This window comes from Providencia sp. PROV236 (assembly GCF_033676985.1).
GTDB lineage: Bacteria > Pseudomonadota > Gammaproteobacteria > Enterobacterales > Enterobacteriaceae > Providencia > Providencia manganoxydans.
The window spans coordinates 2,951,009-2,971,851 of record NZ_CP096297.1 but is presented as its reverse complement, the minus strand read 5'-3'; the positions used below and the strand labels follow the sequence as shown (position 1 = coordinate 2,971,851).

Below are 20,843 nucleotides of genomic sequence, written 5' to 3'. Positions count from 1 at the left end.
ACTGTTTTTATATTTATTTTTTCCTGTCTTTTAACGTGTGTCTTATGGCTTTTTCAGCCGATTTTTTAATTTCATTAATTGGTATTTCTGGAAAATAATGCTCAAAAAGGAAATCACCAATTATAGAGACACAATTACTCGCTAGCTCCATTCTAGAGTTATTATCGCTACTATTTGATTTTGCCAAATCTTGAATTTCATCATAGACTAACTTGTTACTTTTAATTGTACTGTTAATACTTGGGTTTACTAAATTTTCCGGATTGATAACTATACCTAAATTATAGCGTTTACTTAAATAGTAATATATGAATTTTTTTTCATTATAATTTATGGGAAGTTCTTTTTTCTGACTTAGGCTGATATTTTCTTCATTAATAATTCTATTTATAACAGAAAAAATATATGTATTAAATTCTTGCTTCATCATTCTGTCAATTTGATGATTTCTATCGATCCCTCTGGGAACGATGTATTTTCTTTGAGAGGATGATACGTTTGTATTGGCTTCACTGAGCGTTTTAGTCAGTGAGCTCTTTGGTATTGCATTTAAAAAGTATTCATTGGAAAAGAGAATAATTTTATTTAGATTAAAATCTACAGCTTTCTTTTCTCTGCTATAGTGAGGTAGAGGTAAATCCCCTCTGTTGGTGATACAAGTTATATTAGAGTGCAATTTATTATCGTCTGGGGCGATAGAAAAATGGACAACTAAAGTGAGATCATCAGGTCTTTTCCTGAAAAAAATATCTCTATCCATATGACATGAAGATGTATAGTTTAACATATGACCCCTGTTTATATTATTTTTCAAAAAATAGAAGATATATGATTAAGAATATATATCTTTCAAAAAACAGGGTTGGATTTATAACATGTTATGGCTTGTGTAACCTGAGGGAACTAGATGAAATGGAACCATCAAACACGGCCCCATTTCATATCATAAAGCTATTATTGTAAGCCTAACGCAGATTTCATTTGTTTCATTGCGTCAATACCTTGTTGACAAGCTTTGTCTTGCTGATCTTTAGGTAGTGCTGCAACTTGTTTTTTACCTTCTTCCAGTTGACCTTTCATAGCATCTAACTGAGCTTTTGCTTGTGGGTTTTCAGATGCTTTAGAAATCAGTGCATCAACTTCAGCGAAGTAAGCATTACAAGTTTCAGTTGCACCAGCAACTTCAGGTTTTTTCTCTTCATCTGAACATGCTGTAATAGCCAATGCCATTAAACCCATACCACAAGCTAGAATTAACTTTTTCATAATCAACCTTAAAATTATTAGTTATTGAAGTAGCAAAATCGAGTATATAAGAGTTCGCTTTAATATCAAATGTAACAAATCCTAAAAAAAAATTCGTTAAATCTCCTATAAGCCAGTATTAAATATAGATTAGGTTTGTAATAAATTTATTATTTAGTGGTTTAATCCAAAAAATGCTGTTTTTCTTATGACAAAGAATGAGAACTCATAGTGATGAAGAAATACTTTATTGATTATCATCCAGTGATAAATCTTCTTTATTAGTTTTTATATAGTGAAGAATTATTTTATGCGGATTAACCTATGTAAAATTCCCCTCAAAATCTTTTGTTGATTAAGTTATATACTTGTTCACAAATATTTTACAGAGTTCTTAACTTCTTAATGTGGATTTTCATTACAAAATAAACACAAAGTTTCTCTGGTTAATAAATATGAAATCAGTAAATATACCTAGATGGGTTGAATGATGTACTGTTTTTTATAATGGAAAATAACGTATAAGCTATGGATTGAATATAACTTTTCACCATAAATTATAACTATTTTGCATATAGTCAGAAAATAAATTCATATAATAAATCTAGCTTAGTGTGTAAAAAAAAATTTACATTTTATTTTTTATAGCTGCTTAATGTATATTTAAAAAATAAACAGCTATTGAAACAATAGTTAAATTTTAGTTATGTTAAGTGAGCTGGTTCACAATTTTACTATTTTAATGCTCAATGCCCTATCAAACTGATTTTTAAATCAAATTATTATTGAATGCATTGTTGATTATCAGGTAAAGTCTTGAGCTTAGTGGTTGGTATAGTTAGTGTCTGATAATGCTTTATTAATTTTTGTCGGTATGAAAAGACAATAAATGACTGGTTTAATAGGTTGACGCTAAATGAAATTCGTACCACACTCTAGTCTTCGCAGAAATTCGCCAAAGAGCGATAGACGCGATAGAATGCAATTCACTTAGGGAAAAACAGTACATACAGTGTATTTTTAGTATGAACTCATTCCTTAAGTAAAAGCAAAAGAACTTGATACAGAGTCATCTGTATCAATATGTCACATAGCGGATAATAATAATGTTATGGGCATATTCAGTATGTAATGTGACATGTCACATTACTATTTTAATTTTAGACTTACACACAGGGCTTTATCATCATGTCTGCTTCTATTGTTAAGAAACGGCCGCTGAGTCGTTATATCAAAGACTTTAAACACAGCCAAACTCATTGTGCGCACTGCCATAAAACACTGGATCGTATCTCTCTCGTCTTTAACGATGCTATCTTGAATAAAGAAGCTATTGCTGAGATGACAGAGCTAGTCGATGAAGGTGCTTGGCTTGATTTACAAGATAAATTTACCGCACTTTGTCGTTTTTGTAGTGAAATTTACTGCAATAGCGATACTGATTTCTTTGACATTATGTCATTTAAACAGTACTTGTTTTTACAGACTGAAATGAGCCATAGTACCGTTCGTGAATATGTTGTTCGTTTGCGCCGTCTTGATGAACTCCTCTCATCATCAAACTTTTCCATGAAAGAGTTCACAGCGAGCAAAATCCAAGAACAATTAAGCGATAGAATGACCGAATCTGCATTCAGTAATTACAATATTGCTTTACGTAAATATGAGCAATATTTGTTCTGGGAATCAGAAAAGAACTAATTATTAGCTACGAATTAAGTTAACTACTTATTCAAAGTAAAATAATTAAATTGTTTAGGGTGTCCTTAAAGGGCACCTTTTTGTTTTTGTGGGTCTCTATAATATAAAAAATCATCAATTGAGATTTTATATCTCGTTTGAATTATCATATTTAGAGTAAGTATTAACCACAATATCAGTCCATAAAAAATAACAATTTTATTTTTTATGGACTGATATTGTTATTAAGATTAGAAATAATATATTTAATAATGCCTGAGCCTAAAGATATTAGACTCAGGCTAATTGATTAACCGATAGTCATTAAGCTTGCATTACCACCAGCTGCCGCGGTGTTAACACTTAATGAACGCTCATGAACTAATCTTTCTAGCAGTAAGTTAGTTTCGCCACGTTCAAACCCTTGGACTGAAATAATAGGTCCTTTACGTTGAGCAATGGTTTCACATACCGTTTTAAGTTGATCACTGTCACCATGATAGATAACTGCCTCAATGTGTTGGCTATGCTCAGACCAATTTTTGCTTATTGAAACAGTATGACGAACTTTTTCTGGTAGTGCTTTATACAAGCGCTGATGCATTTCACTTTCCGGCCATAACGCTTGGCAACCATTTGCCAATACCCCAGCTAGCTGGATCAAACAATCTTTTTCATTGTCACTGAGACAAAGAATTACGCCTCGTGGTGTTAAAGTATAAGTGTTTCGTTCACCTGTAGGACCAGGTAATAGACGTGAAGTGCCTGCCTGAGCTTGGCGAGCAAATCGCTCTAACACGGCAGGTTCAACACCATATTCTTGCTTCTCTGACCATGTTGAGAAGGTGTCAAAGGTTTCAAGTAGAATAGGGCGAGCACTTGCATCCATAGGCAATTCATTGTCTTGTCTTTCTAATGTACGGCAGACTGCATTGTCAGGACGTTCGCTGAGTAAACGATACAAGTACAATGGACCACCTGCTTTAGGACCCGTTCCAGATAGACCTTCTCCGCCAAATGGTTGTACACCAACGACGGCACCTACCATATTACGGTTGACATAAAGGTTACCGACTTTCGCTTTCGCCACGACTTGGTTGATGGTTTCATCGATGCGTGTATGTACACCTAATGTTAACCCGTAGCCAGCAGCATTAATTTGATCGACCAATTCTTTAAGCTCTTCACGTTTAAAGCGGATCACATGTAGCACAGGGCCAAAAATTTCTTTTTTCAACTCAGAGACATTGTCTAATTCAATCAAAGTTGGTTTAACATAAGTGCCTTCTTGCTGCTCGCGATGATCATCTAAGCTATTGAATGCTGCTTGGAAAACCTCTTTACCTTTACTGCGCATTTGTTGAATGTGCTGCTCAATATTCTCTTTGGCTTCACTGTCAATAACAGGACCAATATCAGTAGAAAGATGCTCAGGATTGCCCATGCGACACTCTTCCATTGCGCCTTTCAACATACGTATGGTGCGATCTGCAACATCCTCTTGGATACAAAGGATACGTAGAGCAGAGCAGCGTTGACCCGCACTATCAAATGCAGATGCAACAACATCAGTCACAACTTGTTCTGTCAGAGCCGATGAATCGACGATCATGGCATTTAAGCCACCTGTTTCAGCAATTAATGGTGTTGGGCGGCCTTGAGCATCCAGTCTGCCTGCAATATTACGCTGTAGTAAGCCTGCAACCTCAGTTGAACCCGTGAACATCACGCCGCGAACTCGATGGTCGCCGACTAATTTCGCACCAATTGTTTCACCTTTACCGGGTAAAAATTGCAACACTTCCCGTGGGATACCCGCTTGATGCAACATTGATACAGCAATTGAGCCAATAATCGGGGTTTGTTCAGCCGGTTTGGCTAATACAGTATTACCTGCGGCTAGGGCAGCTGCGATTTGGCCAGTGAAAATCGCCAGTGGAAAGTTCCATGGGCTGATACAAACGACTGGGCCTAATGGGCGATGGGTATTGTTATCGAAATCATCTCTGACTTGTGTCGCATAATAATTAAGGAAATCCACCGCTTCACGCACCTCAGAAATGGCGTTAGCATAGGTTTTCCCTGCTTCTCGAACTAAAATATCCAGCAACGACTGTAATTGTTGCTCCATAATATCGGCAGCACGTAATAAAATTGCTGCGCGCTCTGATGGTGGCGTCGCAAACCAAATGGCTCCTGCATCGCTGGCGATGTTGAGTGCATGATCAGCCTCTTCGACGGTTGCCTCACGTACCTGACCGACAATATCGGCGTGGCAAGCAGGGTTAATGACTGGGTAAGCCGCTTCTGCCGCGATAGTGGCTTTAAATTCCCCACCTAATAATGGTTGTGCTAATTTTTCCTGCATTGCAGCGGTCAATAGCGCACTAGAGAGGGAAGCAAGGCGATGCTCATTGGACATATCTAGACCCATTGAGTTAACTCGACGTTTGCCATATAGGTCACGAGGTAGCGCAATTTTTGGATGTGGTAAGCCAATTTGCCCTTCAGTTTTAGACATTTCTAAAACATCTTTTACGGGATCAGCGACCAGCTCATCAAGAGGGATCGTCGTATCAGCGATTCGGTTAACGAAGGAAGTATTGGCACCATTTTCTAATAAACGGCGTACTAAATAGGCTAATAATGTTTCATGCGTTCCTACAGGCGCATAAATACGGCAAGGTCGATTGAGTTTACCATCCGCAACTTTACCAACGACTTGCTCATATAAAGGTTCACCCATTCCATGTAGACATTGGAACTCATATTGACCTGGATAGTAGTTTTTACCTGCAAGTTGATAAATTGCAGCTAGTGTATGTGCGTTATGAGTCGCAAATTGAGGGTAAATCAGGTTAGGAACGGATAACAATTTGCGAGCGCAAGCGAGATAAGAAACATCAGTATAGACTTTACGTGTATAAACTGGGTAGCCTTCTAATCCATCCATTTGAGCGCGCTTAATTTCGCTATCCCAATAAGCTCCTTTTACGAGTCGGATCATCAAACGGCGTTTACTACGCTCAGCAAGATCAATAATGGAGTCAATCACAAATGGGCAGCGTTTCTGATAGGCTTGAATAACGAAGCCAATACCGTTCCAACCCGCTAGCTGTGGTTCAAAACACAATTTTTCCAGCAGGTCGAGGGAGATCTCTAAGCGATCGGCTTCTTCTGCATCGATATTAATTCCTACATCGTATTGGTGTGCTTGCAGTACCAGTGATAACAAGCGTGGATACAGCTCTTCCATCACACGTGAATATTGGGCTCTGCTATAGCGTGGATGCAATGCTGATAATTTGATGGAAATACCAGGACCTTCATATATACCACGACCGTTAGAGGCTTTACCGATAGCGTGGATCGCTTGTTGATAAGACACCATATAGTCTTGAGCGTCTTTTTCAGTGAGTGCAGCTTCACCTAGCATATCGTAAGAGTAGCGGAAACCCTTTTCTTCGAGTTTTCGTGCATTAGCCAAGGCTTGAGCAATGGTTTCGCCTGTTACAAATTGTTCACCCATCAAACGCATGGCCATATCAACGCCTTTACGGACAAGTGGCTCACCACTTTTACTGATGATCCGGTTTAAAGAGCTAGAGAGTTTGGCTTCATTGTGAGTAGAAACTAATTTACCTGTAAATAATAAACCCCAAGTTGCCGCATTCACAAACATTGAGCTACTTTGCCCTAAATGGGATTGCCAATTACCCGTGCTGATTTTATCGCGGATCAAGGCATCGCGAGTGGCTTTGTCTGGAATGCGTAGCAATGCTTCTGCTAGGCACATTAGTGCAACACCTTCTTGTGAAGAAAGAGAAAACTCTTGCAATAGGCCCTGCACCAGCCCTGAACGGCCAATACCATTTTTTTGGTTACGCAGTTTTTCCGCGATAGAGTAGGCTAATTTATGTGCGGCATCGGCTTGCTCAGGAGGCAGCTGTGCTTGTTGTAATAACATAGGCAGAGCTTGAGTTTCTGGAATACGATAAGCAGATGTTATCGCTGAACGTTTAACCGATTGGGGTAAAATATGCTCAGCAAAATCCAAAAATGGCTGATAATTTGATTCAGTTAATGATTCTTCTTCTGAAATTGGATTGTCTTTGCTATCTTGTCCCGTGGAAATTTCAGGGATGAATTGCGCATTATCCAGTTGTTCAAGGTAATTGAATATAGCCTGTTTAATTAACCAATGTGGTGTGCGGTCAAGACGCTGAGCAGCAGTTTTAATGCGTTCACGAGTTGCCTCATCAAGTCTGACACCCATAGTTGTTGTACTACTCATCCCTATTTCCTCAAATGATTGATACTCTTCATCTTTCAAGCTGTAGTGCACTCACTCGCACCAGTCACATACATTGTATGCCCTAGTGGTTCGTTCATTAACGATACGTTGAATTATTTAGAGTATGTAAGAGTAAGAAAACAATAAAGTTACACCTTAATAGCATCATGTTGCAACTTTGTGCAACATTGTTAAAGTCAATTCTAACCGAAGTGTGAAATATATCGTATTTTTATTGGTTAAATTGGATGGTTGATAGGTGAATTAATAAATTTTCAATTTAAATCATTGTGTTATTTGTGATTTACCTTTAGAGCATAAGTTAATCAATCTATTGGTTAAATTATCAAAATTGTAACATTTGTGATACAGATATCGTTTATGGAACAAAATAACGTTAATTTCTTGTTAAATTGAAATGAGTTTGTCTAGCATGCAGGTGTAATCTTTTTAATTAAGAAGTGCAACACAATAAAATCACAATACACATAATATTTATTATTTAATTTGCAGATGTGCAATTAAGTGCAACAAATCAAAAAATATCACTGCTTAATAAATATAAATCCCAAATATTTTTATAAATAGGATAGGCGGGAAACAACAATTCTATGGAGAAGGCGAATGACCGTAAGCACTCCGATGATCATTATGTTCATCGTATACATTACTGGCATGTTACTTATTGGCTACTTAGCTTATCGCTCAACAAAAAACTTTGATGACTATATTCTTGGTGGGCGAAGTTTAGGAAGTGTTGTCACCGCATTATCAGCAGGGGCCTCAGATATGAGTGGCTGGCTGCTAATGGGGTTACCTGGCGCTATCTTCTTAGCGGGTATCTCAGAAAGTTGGATTGCCATTGGCTTGAGCTTAGGAGCTTATCTAAACTGGCTATTCGTAGCAGGTCGGCTACGGGTTCAAACTGAAAAGAATAATAACGCGCTCACATTACCTGATTATTTTACGAGCCGTTTTGAAGATAAGAGCAAAATCTTACGTATTATTTCTGCTGTTGTTATTCTTGTATTCTTCACTATCTATTGTGCTTCTGGCGTCGTTGCTGGTGGATTGCTATTCGAAAGCACATTCAATATTAGTTATGAAAAAGCGATGTGGTTAGGGGCATTGGCAACAATTGCTTATACCTTCCTAGGGGGCTTCTTAGCGGTAAGTTGGACTGACACCGTTCAAGCTTCATTAATGATCTTTGCTTTGATTTTAACGCCTATTGTGATCATTTTTTCATTAGGGGGTTTAGATACCGCTGTTGAGGTAATTAAAGCGAAAAACCCTGAATATTTAGATATGTTTAAGGGGCTAAACTTTGTCGCTATTATTTCTCTACTAGGTTGGGGACTGGGGTATTTCGGGCAGCCACATATTTTAGCGCGCTTTATGGCGGCGGATTCTCATCGCACCATACGTTCTGCTCGTCGTATCAGTATGACATGGATGATCTTATGTCTGGGCGGAACAACTGCGGTTGGTTTCTTTGGGATTGCTTATTTTGAGATGAACCCTGCGTTGGCTTCCTCAGTGATGGGGAATAATGAGCGGATCTTTATGGAACTTGCAGGCATCTTATTTAATCCATGGATTGCAGGTATTTTACTGTCAGCAATTTTAGCGGCCGTGATGAGTACTTTAAGTTGCCAATTATTAGTATGTGCAAGTGCCTTAACAGAAGATCTATACAAACCTTTTGTCCGTAAAAATGCCAGCCAAAAAGAGTTAGTTTGGGTAGGGCGCTTTATGGTGTTGTTAGTGGCGGCGATTGCTATCTATATTGCACGTGATCCTAACAGCAAAGTGCTTGCTTTAGTCAGTAACGCATGGGCAGGGTTTGGTGCCGCATTCGGTCCAGTTGTTCTGATGTCAGTGTTATGGAAACGCATGACGCGTACAGGTGCGCTTGCTGGTATGGTTGTGGGGGCAGTGACTGTGCTGGTGTGGATGAAATTCAAATGGTTCGGACTGTACGAAATTATTCCAGGCTTCATTTTAGCGACGATTGCGATTGTCGTCGTCAGCCTACTAACCAAAGCACCAAGTGCAGCGGCTCAGGCTCGATTTGAAGAAGCAGAAGCAGAGTATAAAACAAAGTAAATAATTACATAAATGAAAGGCCGAATGCTCATTGCGCATTCGGCCTTTTTCTTGCTATTTAAATGGATTATTGTGCTTTTTTGTGGCGTTTAGCGAAATGGTAACCGACGAACAAGATAATAAACCATATTGGCGTGGCAATTAGCGCCTGCCTAGTATCGTGCTGGAATGCTAATATGATCACCATAAATACAAAGAAAGCTAGGCAAATCCACGACATCACAATCCCTGCGGGCATTTTATAGTGTGATGCTTTATGCAGCTGCGGACGATGTTTTCTAAACTTTAGATAGCTAAGTAGGATCATGCTCCAGATAAACATAAACAAGATCGCAGACACTGTGGTAACCAGTGTAAAAGCATGCATGATATCTGGAATAAAATAGATCAGTACAATACCAAAGCTTAAGCAAATACAGGTAAAAATCAGCCCTGTTGCGGGTACAGCCTTGCTTGATAAACGGCTAAATTGCTTCGGTGCATCACCTTCTTTGGATAAACCAAACAACATACGGCTAGTCGAAAAAACACCACTGTTTGCAGAAGAGGCCGCTGATGTGAGCACCACAAAGTTAACTACACTGGCGGCAGCAGGCAAACTAATGAGTACAAACATTTCAACAAACGGGCTCTTGTCCGCTAAAATCGTGCGCCATGGTGTGACCGCCATAATTACAATCAGTGATAATACATAAAATGCAATGATCCTAAATGGGATGGCGTTAATTGCTCTTGGCAATGATTTTTCAGGATCACGAGTTTCAGCTGCTGCGGTGCCCACGAGTTCTATCCCTACAAAGGCAAAGATAGCGATTTGGAAGCCAGCAAAGAAACCACTGATCCCCATAGGGAACATCCCACCATCATTCCAGATATTGCTCAAAGAAGCGGTATGACCTGCGGGTGATTGGAAATTCATGGCAATTAATGTTCCACCAACAGCGATCAAGGCAACAATGGCAACAATTTTGATCATGGCAAACCAGAACTCAAGCTCACCAAATAATCTGACTGAGACTAAATTCAGGGTCAATAATGTTACTACACAAATAAATGAGGTAACCCATTCAGGGAAATCGGGTACCCAGAAACTGACATACGATGTGATAGCAACAATATCGGCAATTCCTGTGATCACCCAACAGAACCAATAAGTCCAGCCGACGAAAAAGCCAGCCCACGGACCAATCAGATCAGCGGAGAAATCACTAAAAGATTTGTAGTTGAGATTTGAAAGTAGTAATTCCCCCATTGCTCGCATAACAAAAAATAACATAAAGCCGATAATCATATAGACAAAAATGATTGATGGCCCAGCAAGAGAAATCGTTTTACCTGACCCCATAAACAAACCTGTTCCAATAGCGCCACCAATGGCGATCAGTTGGATATGTCGATTGCTGAGGCTACGTTTTAGCTGATTGCGATCAGCTAAAGAATGCGTTGGGATTGCGGGTTGATTTTCTTCCATATATATCGATCCAAGGCGGTTAGTAATGTGCAGTCACAGTGTATTTTTAGTTGTGTGACGGTGTTTGCATAAAATATTGTGACACAAATCTCAATTAGAGTAAGGAAAACTTAACTTACAATCATCGAAGTGGCGATATCTTAATCTAACAATAACATTGAATTAACATTAGTAACTAAAATTTAATTATCTAAGTAAAAATAGCAGAATAATATTGACTGTATGAAATTGAAGGCGTTAAATAAATTCAATGGGTTGTTAGCTCAGTTGGCAGAGCGGTTGACTCTTAATCATTAGGTCGGGGGTTCGAGCCCCCCACAACCCACTAAGTTTTTCAATGGGTTATGAGTTATTCATGTTACTAACTAGTGTCACTTGGGACATAATCGAGACAGCTATCACAAAACTACTCTATTTTTGGTGCAAGCTAGCCAAGTGTAGACCAGTATTTTCTTCCCTGAGTATTTCTTTCAATATTGATAATGCATCTAAACCAAGTGAGTCGATACTCTGATATAATAAATTTATCTAAGTTGAATGAGTTTATTAGCATGAGATTATCAATGTTGTTTATAGCTATTTTTTTGTCTACATCTGCAATTTCGGCTAATCAGTGTCAATTGGATGATATTTGTTTGTCATTTAAAACCGATAAAAATGAATTTTCTGTCTCCTGTAGAGACATAAGCTCTGTAAGTATTACTTCTAGATTTCAAAGTCGAGATTCGATATCTATTGAAATGTCTGAAAAAATTGACATGTTAGATTTTGTTAAACAAAATCAATATACTATAGCCACATTCAGTATATTAGGTTATGAATATGATAAGTTGAGATTGGATAGCTATCTTAAAAATAAAGTGAGAATACCCCTCAATAATAGCCCCAAACTTGAGCTTGTTAATAAATTAATTGATTGTGTACATTTACTAAATAAGTGATTTAAATATTATAAATCGAAAAAAATTAACTTTTTAATTAAAAACACTAAATTGTGATGGCCAGTATAGGCTTGCAATCATCGTTTAGGATAGTTTTTTATCCATTATAAAATGTTTTATAGTAATTTTACTTTTTCTATGACATGAAAGGTTAAGAAATGATGAATATTATTGTGAGTTTTTACAAGTAAGTTTCAACTAAACGTTAAGAAATACAGTTATTATTTAATTAAGATAAAAGTTTAATATCTTTTATTAAAATTAAATAGGGCTTAAATGTTATGCGTAAATTAGCTCATCATTATACGTTATCTAAAATAATTATCATCACTGAATTTTACAGTGAGCTCGTTTACAATGAGGCTACGTTAGGAATAACGTGGGAACTATCATGAACTGGAAAAGGGTAGCCCTTATTTTGGTCGTGTATTCAATATAGAGATCATCATAATAGATAGTGTTCACGTTCAATGAATGTCCCGATAATTTTGTCATGCATTTCAGGTGACTTCGAGTAACCTAACGTCTTACGGTTAAGGCGCTTCAAGCGGTTTCTCAGATTCAAATTCTCTCTTTCTATTCGTTGCGTATAAAACTTACTTGCTACATGTTTCTGCTTGGGCAATATCTCATAAGCACTGAACTTATCCGTGCACCAAAAAGCGACATTAAACCTAGACAGTAAAGCCAGTAACTGGCGAAGAGTCCTTTTGTTTCGACGACCAAACGTATGAGCAATAATCCGTTTTAGGCGGGGCTCCCACGCATACCAAAGCCAGCGTTGTTGCTTCTTATTAGTCACAAAAGACCACTGTTCATCGACCTCGCAAAGGAGTTCAATGTGCAGATTATCAAGAGGTAAAGAGGTTACCTGTCTAGGCGAGAGTTTTTTAAAGTACGAACAACCGCATTAATGCTGATATGAAGGGCCCTAGCAGTATCACGAATACCGGCATTATTCATCGTGAGGTCGATAATTTTATCTTTAGTTCCGGGTTGGCAAGCACGATATTTATAATCGAGTTGGAAGCTTCGGCAGCAATCTTGGCAACGATAACGTTGATGACCAGTGCTACCTAATCCATGTTTTTTCACTGGGGGCGTTTGTTGACAAAATGGGCACCTTACATCGACTTTAGCCATGAATATTCTCCGATAAATTACCCTATATTACAGGTTAATCACCGGATTGAATACATGACCCTTATTTTAGTTGGAGTTATGATACTAGGCGGCTTATTAAATTGGCTAATCACCGAGAATCGACAGCTAATAAATGAGAATAAATCATTAACAAAAGAACTTGCAGCATTAGAGTTAATAAGTAAAGTCACTCGGTCTACGATCATTCTTCACTATCAAGTCTCACTCCACAATATTAAAGCAAAGCAACGTGAGGACTCAGAGTATGTCAAGGTTAAGACTGTTATCAAAACAATACTCAAAGATAATGAATGTGCTAATACTGCCGTGCCTGATGATGTTATTAACGGGTTGCACAACTACAAAAGAGGTATTAGTGCCCGTTCAACCAGTACCGATCCCAGTACATCTAACCGCTGATTGTGAGCAACCTGATATTCCAGAAAAAATGAATTGGAAAGATATGCCGCTATTGCTAGTAGATGCAATGAATTCAATTGCCAAGTGCAACTTAGATAAAAAAGCAATTCGAGAAATTGAATCGGAGAGGGTAGCTAATAGTATATTTAAAAGTGATAAAGATAATTAATATCGAAGGAAGTTGATGAGATTAGGTCATTTAGATACTGATATTTCATTATTTTTCTAATCTAATCTATAAATGAAGTGGCTATAAATTAAATAAATACATAAACTTTAAAAAATACATTAAAAAATCAATTTAAAAATGAAACATTAATTCTATCTACATAAATTCTCACATATTTATTTTCATAAAATGATAACTCATACAATAAATCATGTTGTAATATTGTATTACATACAATGAGTTTGTTTTCGAATAGATATCCATTCAATTCATATGCAAATGAACTCTCAATTTGTTTTGGTAATGAATCAGTAGATAACTCAGCGCTTATTTCATCAAAAATTTCAAGCTCAAGCGTAACTAAATAAACGCTATTCAATTGTATTGGTCTACTAAGTTCACTGATAAAACATGTTAATACAATTTCACCAAGAGAAATTGTTACTTCTTCTTCAATATCTGGATTCAGTGCAATGACTTTTGCATAATATTTCATATTTTATAATTCAATAGGGTTAGGTGAGTATATGCATTCTAGTATCTATATCATAATGGTGATTTGATATAGATATCAACAGCGCTTTTTTTGAGTAGTTGTCGACCATTGGCATTGTAAAAATGGTTTTTATGGCCTTTGAGGGCTTTACGGCGAATGACCTGACTATCTTGCTGCTCCTGCACGAGTTGAAGAATGACGGTATGAACACTGTCGGGCTGGGGGCAGTTAGGTTTAAGTTCGCATCGTACTGAAAACGTTCATATTGATTACGTCGTTCAGAGCTGTATTGGGTTTCAGTGATGTCTTCATAGTTGGTCGTGGATAAACATTGATGATTGAAACCATCATCAAGCCACTCACTTTATTCAATGATCACCCCCGAAGAGTTAGCACTCCAGTTTCAGGCCATCAGGTTGATGGAGCCTGAGCAGCAGGCAGTGATTAAGCAGCTGTGTTAGGCAGCAGTATAAATAAAGCACCGAAAACAGAGCGTTATTACACCGTCGGCTATGCCCCGAGCGGCAACAAAGCCGCCCCACCGCCCGCGATAAACCTAAAAGGGCACTGGTTAAAAGAGGCCGGTTTTGAGACTGGTTTCACCTTCACCGTCAAAATTTTAAACGGCTGTTTGGTATTGATACCCGATAGCGGAGACACCCGAGCGATTAAACAACAAAACCAATAACAGCAAGCACAGCTAAGTACTATCAAACACACGATGCACTAGCTGATGGCAGAGTATATCAGCGGCTAAAAAGTACACTAAGCGACGCTTAAAAATGGAGATGCCAGAAGACTTGTATGTCTTCTGGCATCAATCACAGTTTGAAATCACTATTGTCAAATAATATATTTGATGATGGAAAATCTTTAGGGAAGCACATGCTTTTAATTTTTTTTGACAAAATACCTTCAATAAAACTGACAAGATTCATTTGATGATATTCAACATCAGGGGATCTAGATGCAATAACAGCAATATTCCATAGATCACTATTCGCAGAAGAAACAACCCAAAATACATAATCTCCATTGCCAGTGATACCAATAGGAAGAAGCCCATTACTCTCAGGGTATAAAATAAACGAGTAATAATCAGGATCAGACTCATTCAGTTCAGAAAAGTCAGAAATAATCCATTCTTTTTGCTTAAAAAAATTCCAATCATCATTATCAATAAATGGATTAAATAAAGTAAGAAAATTATCGATCCTACCTATGCCATATTTCGTTATAAATTCAATATAATCCATAGGAAATGAATAGCTATCATCAATTGATGGCCACTTAGCGTTACTTCCTGTTTCATATGTATATTTGGGTAACGGCAATATGTTATTTAAATCTTTAAAGCTCATAAGTATTACATTCCTAGAGGATTAAGTACTGTTACATATTCATAAAATCTGCCTGTTCCTTAGGCCTTAATTGTAACACCTGCGGGAATTCTAGAAACACCTTTGTAATAAGGAACTGAGCTCATTTCAATGATTTGTTCTTGTTCAGTAGCCTTTCTTACTCGGCCTGCAATTCACCTAAAAGGGTACTGGTTAAAAGAGACCGGTTTTGAGACAGGTTTCAACTTTACCGTCAAAATCTTAAACGGTTGTTTGGTGTTGATACCGGACAGCGAAGAGACAAGAGCAATAAAACAACAAAACCAACAGCAGCAAGCGCAACTGAGTGCCATCAAACACACCATGCGCGAGCTGATGGCTGAGTATGTCAGCGGCTAAAGGGTAAACTGAGCGGTTATAATATGCAAAGGTGATATTATAGCTGCTCTATCATAATCTAATTTTTTCAATAAATTGTAATGCTGACTTACGTGTTCCCATTGATGCTGAGTTTAAGTCTTCTAATTTTTCAAAAAAGAGTTTTGCATGCTCTGCCATTGAATTTAAAAACTCATATCGATCAATAGAAGTTTTTATTTCCTCATGACAGTTAACGCTAACTAAAATACGATTACCTTTTTGTGGTATAAAGCTAACTGCAATAGGTTGATCAGGAAAATAGCATTTAAACTCCTCACCTTGACTTACAATAAAAAGACCTTCTGATAAGTAACTCCATAGTTCATCAATATAATCATACATTGACTTATCAATTAGATTTTTACCATTGATAGTCAATTCAATAGCACCTTCTATATAATTACTATTTTTTATTTTTTCTTTTAAATCAAAGATATTAATGAAGTTATTATTAAATTTAATAAATGTATTTATGTTTATCATAATGTGCCTGGATAAAATTGACTAACTCTTCCATTTTTGAAACCAACAACATAGTCTTGCCCTTGATATTGTCCAGATATTTGATATTTTCCTACTGTTCCTTTTTTTATCAAAGTATCTCTATTTTATTTCATAACATTTTCAACGGCATCGGTTATGTCACCCACTTTCATGTCACGAGAAAAGAAAGTTTGTTTAGCTTTTATTGAGCCATCCCAAAATTCTGGATGATGCCTTTCGAAGATATGCTTCATCAACAACAGCAAGCGCAACTCAGTGCCATCAAGCACAGCATGCGCGAGCTGATGGTGGAGTATATTAGTGGCTAAAGGGTAAACTGAGCCGCTCTTAAAAACGACGAAGCCAGAAGATTGGAATATAAATTATTTTTATTATTCAACTTCATAAAAGGTCATACAAAAACCTTCTTCACCATACAATCCATCATCGGTTATGATGAATTCAAACGTTTTATTCGGATAAAGGCTGTATAATCTAATTCCCCAAAAATACTTAAGCACTTCACTAAATTCTGTCATTAGAACTTCATTATCGCAAGCAGCGTCAGCTGTTGTTGATAGAAAAAAGTCATTGAATGTAAAAACATTATTGACCATTTCAAGTGTTTTTTTATCTTTACCGTATCCTTCATATGGTTTTATCATGCCATTATTATTTTCACATCGATAAATAGCACCATCGATTTCAATAATTTCAGGGCAAAATAAGCCAGCGCAAGCTAAAATAGATTCCAGACCAACACAATTTGATACAAAATTAGGCAAACTATAATTCAATGGAAAAGATGTTGGAAATATTGCAATAAGATTATTAGATACTATGCTTGGATAATTCTTCATTTTCACTCCAATAATTTTTTGATTTCATCAGGAACTTCTCTATCTGCAAATTTCGTATCACTTCCAGTTCGATAATGGTATTGACCATTTGGGGCTTTATTCCATTCAACAACTTTAATTCTGTCTTTAGATATATCCACCATCCGTCTACCATCGGGTCCATAAACAATTACATGACCACCTGTTGTTTTAGAGTAAGTGCCTGGTTGTCCCATTGCAGGTAGCTTATTACCACTTCTTCCTGCATTGATTATTTGTCCATCAAATTTTAGATTTCTAACATACTCTAAATCTAAAGCTTGGCCTTTAGAGTCAACTAAGAATCTTGTATTGTTTTCACTTGCATTGTTATTAAGTTTCGACGTCCCGCTCAACCCAAACGGATCGACCCAACCCACTGGATCATGCACATACCCATACGGATTCAACCCACCCAGCAGACCGATGGGATCGGGTGAAATATACTGTCCGCTGTCTTTATCATAATAGCGAAAGCGGTTGTAATACAAGCCTGTTTCGTTATCTTCGAATTGTCCGGCAAAGCGAAAATGGCAATCAATATAGTTGGGGTCGTTTTCAGCACGGCCTTCACGGGATTCCCAAAAGGCCAGTTGCCCCCATGTGTTGAGCCGTCCTGCCCAGCTGGCGACGCCGTTTTCAGTAAACATCTCCCGCGGGGTGCCTTGGTGGTCAGTAACCACATAATGCAATTTCCCGCGCTGGTAACGTGCAGCAGGGGTTATCGCCCCCGGTTGGTATACCCACTGTATACCGGCATCGTAAGCGATAGTGCCATCGGCGTAGACGGGGGTCTCTTCAACCATTTGGTCGCCAGACCACAGATAGTGCCATGCGGTGATACGTTGTTTTGACAGCGGAAAGGCGGGGCTTTCATTGATTTTTAGAATATCAACGACTTTGGTTTTCGATAGCCGTCGACCAAAAGCATCGTAGGTATAACGCCAGACATCGCTACTGGGGGTAAAGCAGGGAATAAGTTGGTTCTGGGTATAACAAGGAGTTGACTATATCTAAGGCGCGTTCTAAGTCAGACAGCAGTACAAATAAAGCCCCGAAAACAGAGCGTTATTACACGGTGGGTTATGCCCCGAACGGCAACAAAGCCGCACCACCGCCCGCGATAAACCTAAAAGGGCACTGGTTAAAAGATGCAGGATTTGAGACAGGCTTCACCTTTACCGTCAAAATCTTAAACGGCTGTTTGGTGTTGATACCCGATAGCGAAGACACCCGAGCGATTAAGCAGCAAAATCAACAACAGCAGGCGCAACTGAGTGAGATAAAAAACTTAATGCGCGAGCTGATGGCGGGGTATATTAGCGGCTAAAGGGTAAACAGAGCAGCCCTTAAAAACGAAGAAGTCAGAAGGTTGGAAGGTTTTCTGACTTCTTTTAGATTGGTAACTTAGTCAGCAATAATAAAAGTAAATAGCGCTAATTAAGTCACCATCATCTTGACTAATTATTTTTAATCCAAAAGCATTTAGATCTGCCAATACACCTTTCACGGGCACATCATCTCTATCAATGTAATTATACATTTCATCTTTTTTATTTTTATCGACTACGTATTTATCGGTTAAATACCTAAGGTTTTTTCGTAATTCATCTTCTGTCATATAATCATTCCGGAATAATTGTAACTTTATCAAAAGTTACAGATAAATTTTTCTCTACAGGTAATAACTGGACTGCCCCACCTTTACCAAATTGAGGATACGCACTAGTGAATAGTTCAAGTTCAGGTCCTTTTCCTCCATTAGCAAGAGGTACTTTAACTTGTGGTACTCCATTTTTATAAAGTTGCAATGTATCAAATTCACCCAGTAATCGAGCATCACTCCAAGACCCAGGATTTCCTTTTTCATAAAATATTTGATAGGCATCACGAGCTTCTTTGCCGGAGCCATACTTTGTATAGCCAAAATAGCTCAATGGGGCGGTTTTATTTTCTATTGTAGCCGCAGCCCATTCAGATTGACTATCCATATATCTATAGGCTTTGGAAGGCATTGTCGCACTCGGCCCAGCAGGTCCAACATAAAAATCAGGTTTACTACATTCACCTTTATTTCCAATTCCTCCGGCAAGACCCAGCGGATCGATATATTTAGTTGGATTATGCACATACCCATACGGATTAAAACCGCCCAGCAGGCCTATGGGATCGGGTGAAATATATTGTCCGCTGTCCTTATCATAATAGCGAAAGCGGTTGTAATACAAGCCCGTTTCGTTATCTTCGAATTGTCCGGCAAAGCGAAAATGGCAATCAATATAGTTGGGGGCGTTTTCAGCACGGCCTTCACGGGACTCCCAAAAGGCCAGTTGCCCCCATGTGTTGAGCCGTCCTGCCCAGCTGGCGACGCCGTTTTCAGTAAACATCTCCCGCGGGGTGCCTTGGTGGTCAGCAACCACATAATGCAATTTCCCGCGCTGGTAACGTGCAGCAGGGGTTATCGCGCCCGGTTGGTATACCCACTGTATACCGGCATCGTAAGCGATAGTGCCATCGGCGTAGACGGGGGTCTCTTCAACCATTTGGTCGTCAGACCACAGATAGTGCCATGCGGTGATACGTTGCTTTGACAGCGGAAAGGCGGGGCTTTCATTGATTTTCAGAATATCAACGACTTTGGTTTTCGATAGCCGTCGACCAAAAGCATCGTAGGTATAACGCCAGACATCGCCACTGGGGGTAAAGCAGCGAATAAGTTGGTTTTGGGTATAACAAGGAGTTGACTATAGCTAAGGCGCGTTCTAAGTCAGACAGCAGTACAAATAAAGCCCCGAAACAGAGCGTTATTACACGGTAGGCTATGCTCCCAATGGCAACAAAGCCGCCCCACCGCCCGCGATACACCTAAAAGGACATTGGTTAAAAGACGCGGGTTTTGAGACAGGTTTCACGTTCACCGTCAAAATTTTAAACGGTTGTTTGGTGTTGATCCCCGACAGCAACGATATCCGAGCCATTAAGCAGCAAAACCAACAACAGCAAGCGCAACTCAGTGCTATCAAACATACCATGCGCGAGCTAATGGCGGAGTATGTCAGCGGCTAAAGGGTAAACTGAGCGGCTCTTATAATAAGTCAGATCAGAAGATTTTTTGGTCATTAATCACCACTGACTCGAATAAAGCTGGTTTTTGTGTTGTCAGCTTTATTCAATATTTCTTGTAGCTCAGCTTTTTTTGCTGATATTCTGCTTTTTATATCTTCTAATTCTTGTATAAAAGCAATTGCATCTTTATTTTTAAAAAGACAATCAACTTTGTAATAGTCTTTTATTTTTCGTATGTTTTTCAAACTACTCCATCTTGTTGAAGATGAAAAGATTTCAGAATGTAGTGCTTCACTCATAACAATGTGAATAATATCACCTTCAATAGTCGTAATATGTATATCAAGACTCATAGTATCCTCAAAAAATAGTATCAGTTGATTTTAAATCTCTAAATGTAGATTGAGGGAAGGCTGCCACTAAACCACCATTTGATTCTGTAACAACCCTAACTTTATTAAGAGGCACACCTTCTGGAGTAATTCCAATATCTTTTTTCAATACTTTTTCATATATAAACCGATCTCCATCACGAGTTATTCGATTTGGATTACGAAATACATCTCTTATAGTGGTTTTAACATCCGCATTATTTAGAGTCCATTTGCTTTTATGTGACCAACCAGCAACATTGAAGTAATTAAATAAATTTAACGCAAAAAGCTCGGGAGGCAACCTGAACCTTTTG

Annotated in this window: 21 protein-coding genes, 1 tRNA gene and 2 pseudogenes; 8 read left to right on the top strand and 16 right to left on the bottom strand. The window is 38.2% G+C overall.

Going from position 1 to position 20,843, the window contains the following annotated elements; all coding sequences use genetic code 11:
- Window positions 1–13 precede the first annotated feature (13 nt).
- Window positions 14–787, bottom strand: a complete 774-nt coding sequence (locus M1E96_RS13585) for a hypothetical protein (protein ID WP_369427127.1) — start codon at window positions 785–787, stop codon at window positions 14–16.
- Window positions 788–954: 167 nt separating this feature from the next.
- The gene (locus M1E96_RS13580; protein WP_070924711.1) at window positions 955–1,266 is read right to left on the bottom strand and encodes a DUF5339 domain-containing protein; all 312 of its coding nucleotides are present in this window, start codon (window positions 1,264–1,266) and stop codon (window positions 955–957) included.
- Window positions 1,267–2,433: 1,167 nt separating this feature from the next.
- Between M1E96_RS13580 and fliZ the strand changes: the two genes are divergently transcribed.
- Entirely contained in the window at window positions 2,434–2,946 is a 513-nt protein-coding gene (gene fliZ, locus M1E96_RS13575) for a flagella biosynthesis regulatory protein FliZ (RefSeq protein WP_070924709.1), read from the top strand.
- A 289-nt stretch (window positions 2,947–3,235) separates the two neighbouring features.
- On the opposite strand, the gene putA is transcribed toward fliZ, so the two are convergent.
- Window positions 3,236–7,219: a trifunctional transcriptional regulator/proline dehydrogenase/L-glutamate gamma-semialdehyde dehydrogenase gene (gene putA, locus M1E96_RS13570; protein WP_319067497.1), complete on the bottom strand. Its 3,984-nt coding sequence runs from the start codon at window positions 7,217–7,219 to the stop codon at window positions 3,236–3,238.
- A 624-nt stretch (window positions 7,220–7,843) separates the two neighbouring features.
- Between putA and putP the strand changes: the two genes are divergently transcribed.
- Window positions 7,844–9,328: a sodium/proline symporter PutP gene (gene putP, locus M1E96_RS13565; protein ID WP_070924705.1), complete on the top strand. Its 1,485-nt coding sequence runs from the start codon at window positions 7,844–7,846 to the stop codon at window positions 9,326–9,328.
- A 67-nt stretch (window positions 9,329–9,395) separates the two neighbouring features.
- Here putP and cycA read toward each other — a convergent pair whose 3' ends face one another.
- Complete coding sequence (gene cycA, locus M1E96_RS13560) at window positions 9,396–10,799, bottom strand: D-serine/D-alanine/glycine transporter (protein WP_369427126.1); 1,404 nt, start codon at window positions 10,797–10,799, stop codon at window positions 9,396–9,398.
- A 252-nt stretch (window positions 10,800–11,051) separates the two neighbouring features.
- On the opposite strand from cycA, the gene M1E96_RS13555 reads away from it, so the two are divergent.
- Window positions 11,052–11,124: transfer RNA gene (locus tag M1E96_RS13555), tRNA-Lys, on the top strand.
- Between the two features lie 1,061 nt (window positions 11,125–12,185).
- Here the strand turns inward: M1E96_RS13555 and M1E96_RS13550 are convergent.
- A protein-coding gene (locus M1E96_RS13550) for an IS1 family transposase (RefSeq protein WP_104872948.1) occupies window positions 12,186–12,883 on the bottom strand; the annotation gives its coding sequence in 2 pieces (ribosomal slippage) (window positions 12,186–12,634 and window positions 12,634–12,883; 699 coding nt in all).
- 265 nt (window positions 12,884–13,148) lie between these two features.
- Here M1E96_RS13550 and M1E96_RS13545 point away from each other — a divergent pair.
- Entirely contained in the window at window positions 13,149–13,472 is a 324-nt protein-coding gene (locus M1E96_RS13545; RefSeq protein ID WP_254679770.1) for a peptidase, read from the top strand.
- Between the two features lie 127 nt (window positions 13,473–13,599).
- Here the strand turns inward: M1E96_RS13545 and M1E96_RS13540 are convergent, their stop codons facing one another.
- Entirely contained in the window at window positions 13,600–13,968 is a 369-nt protein-coding gene (locus M1E96_RS13540) for a hypothetical protein (RefSeq protein ID WP_272580860.1), read from the bottom strand.
- Between the two features lie 454 nt (window positions 13,969–14,422).
- On the opposite strand from M1E96_RS13540, the gene M1E96_RS13535 reads away from it, so the two are divergent.
- Window positions 14,423–14,656, top strand: coding sequence for a SymE family type I addiction module toxin (locus tag M1E96_RS13535; RefSeq protein ID WP_369427125.1), 234 nt, complete (start codon window positions 14,423–14,425; stop codon window positions 14,654–14,656).
- Between the two features lie 133 nt (window positions 14,657–14,789).
- Here M1E96_RS13535 and M1E96_RS13530 read toward each other — a convergent pair whose 3' ends face one another.
- Window positions 14,790–15,329 (bottom strand): SMI1/KNR4 family protein, encoded by a 540-nt coding sequence (locus tag M1E96_RS13530; RefSeq protein WP_369427124.1) that lies wholly within the window; start codon window positions 15,327–15,329, stop codon window positions 14,790–14,792.
- 129 nt (window positions 15,330–15,458) lie between these two features.
- Between M1E96_RS13530 and M1E96_RS13525 the strand changes: the two genes are divergently transcribed.
- Window positions 15,459–15,707, top strand: coding sequence for a SymE family type I addiction module toxin (locus M1E96_RS13525; protein WP_369427123.1), 249 nt, complete (start codon window positions 15,459–15,461; stop codon window positions 15,705–15,707).
- A 51-nt stretch (window positions 15,708–15,758) separates the two neighbouring features.
- Here M1E96_RS13525 and M1E96_RS13520 read toward each other — a convergent pair whose 3' ends face one another.
- From M1E96_RS13520 to M1E96_RS13505, 4 genes and pseudogenes are all read right to left on the bottom strand, one after another.
- Window positions 15,759–16,211 carry a hypothetical protein gene (locus M1E96_RS13520; RefSeq protein ID WP_369427122.1) on the bottom strand — a complete coding sequence of 151 codons (453 nt, stop codon included), beginning with the start codon at window positions 16,209–16,211 and terminating at the stop codon, window positions 15,759–15,761.
- Window positions 16,212–16,603: 392 nt separating this feature from the next.
- Complete coding sequence (locus tag M1E96_RS13515) at window positions 16,604–17,071, bottom strand: hypothetical protein (RefSeq protein ID WP_369427121.1); 468 nt, start codon at window positions 17,069–17,071, stop codon at window positions 16,604–16,606.
- Between the two features lie 2 nt (window positions 17,072–17,073).
- Window positions 17,074–17,895 carry an RHS repeat-associated core domain-containing protein gene (locus M1E96_RS13510; RefSeq protein ID WP_369427120.1) on the bottom strand — a complete coding sequence of 274 codons (822 nt, stop codon included), beginning with the start codon at window positions 17,893–17,895 and terminating at the stop codon, window positions 17,074–17,076.
- Between the two features lie 108 nt (window positions 17,896–18,003).
- Window positions 18,004–18,075, bottom strand: a pseudogene (locus M1E96_RS13505) (hypothetical protein); the annotation flags it as partial.
- A gap of 17 nt (window positions 18,076–18,092) precedes the next feature.
- On the opposite strand from M1E96_RS13505, the gene M1E96_RS13500 reads away from it, so the two are divergent.
- Window positions 18,093–18,419, top strand: a complete 327-nt coding sequence (locus M1E96_RS13500) for a SymE family type I addiction module toxin (RefSeq protein ID WP_369427119.1) — start codon at window positions 18,093–18,095, stop codon at window positions 18,417–18,419.
- Between the two features lie 81 nt (window positions 18,420–18,500).
- Here M1E96_RS13500 and M1E96_RS13495 read toward each other — a convergent pair whose 3' ends face one another.
- The 3 genes and pseudogenes from M1E96_RS13495 to M1E96_RS13485 form a co-directional block, all read right to left on the bottom strand.
- Window positions 18,501–18,710: a hypothetical protein gene (locus tag M1E96_RS13495; RefSeq protein WP_318710319.1), complete on the bottom strand. Its 210-nt coding sequence runs from the start codon at window positions 18,708–18,710 to the stop codon at window positions 18,501–18,503.
- A 4-nt stretch (window positions 18,711–18,714) separates the two neighbouring features.
- Window positions 18,715–19,632 carry an RHS repeat-associated core domain-containing protein gene (locus M1E96_RS13490; RefSeq protein WP_369427118.1) on the bottom strand — a complete coding sequence of 306 codons (918 nt, stop codon included), beginning with the start codon at window positions 19,630–19,632 and terminating at the stop codon, window positions 18,715–18,717.
- A gap of 108 nt (window positions 19,633–19,740) precedes the next feature.
- Window positions 19,741–19,803 (bottom strand): annotated as a pseudogene (locus tag M1E96_RS13485) (hypothetical protein); the annotation flags it as partial.
- A gap of 229 nt (window positions 19,804–20,032) precedes the next feature.
- Here M1E96_RS13485 and M1E96_RS13480 point away from each other — a divergent pair.
- Complete coding sequence (locus M1E96_RS13480) at window positions 20,033–20,155, top strand: hypothetical protein (protein ID WP_369427117.1); 123 nt, start codon at window positions 20,033–20,035, stop codon at window positions 20,153–20,155.
- Window positions 20,156–20,208: 53 nt separating this feature from the next.
- Here M1E96_RS13480 and M1E96_RS13475 read toward each other — a convergent pair whose 3' ends face one another.
- A complete protein-coding gene (locus tag M1E96_RS13475) occupies window positions 20,209–20,508 on the bottom strand; it encodes a hypothetical protein (protein WP_140181563.1) in 300 nt (99 codons plus the stop codon).
- 7 nt (window positions 20,509–20,515) lie between these two features.
- Complete coding sequence (locus M1E96_RS13470) at window positions 20,516–20,830, bottom strand: hypothetical protein (RefSeq protein ID WP_369427116.1); 315 nt, start codon at window positions 20,828–20,830, stop codon at window positions 20,516–20,518.
- Window positions 20,831–20,843 lie beyond the last annotated feature (13 nt).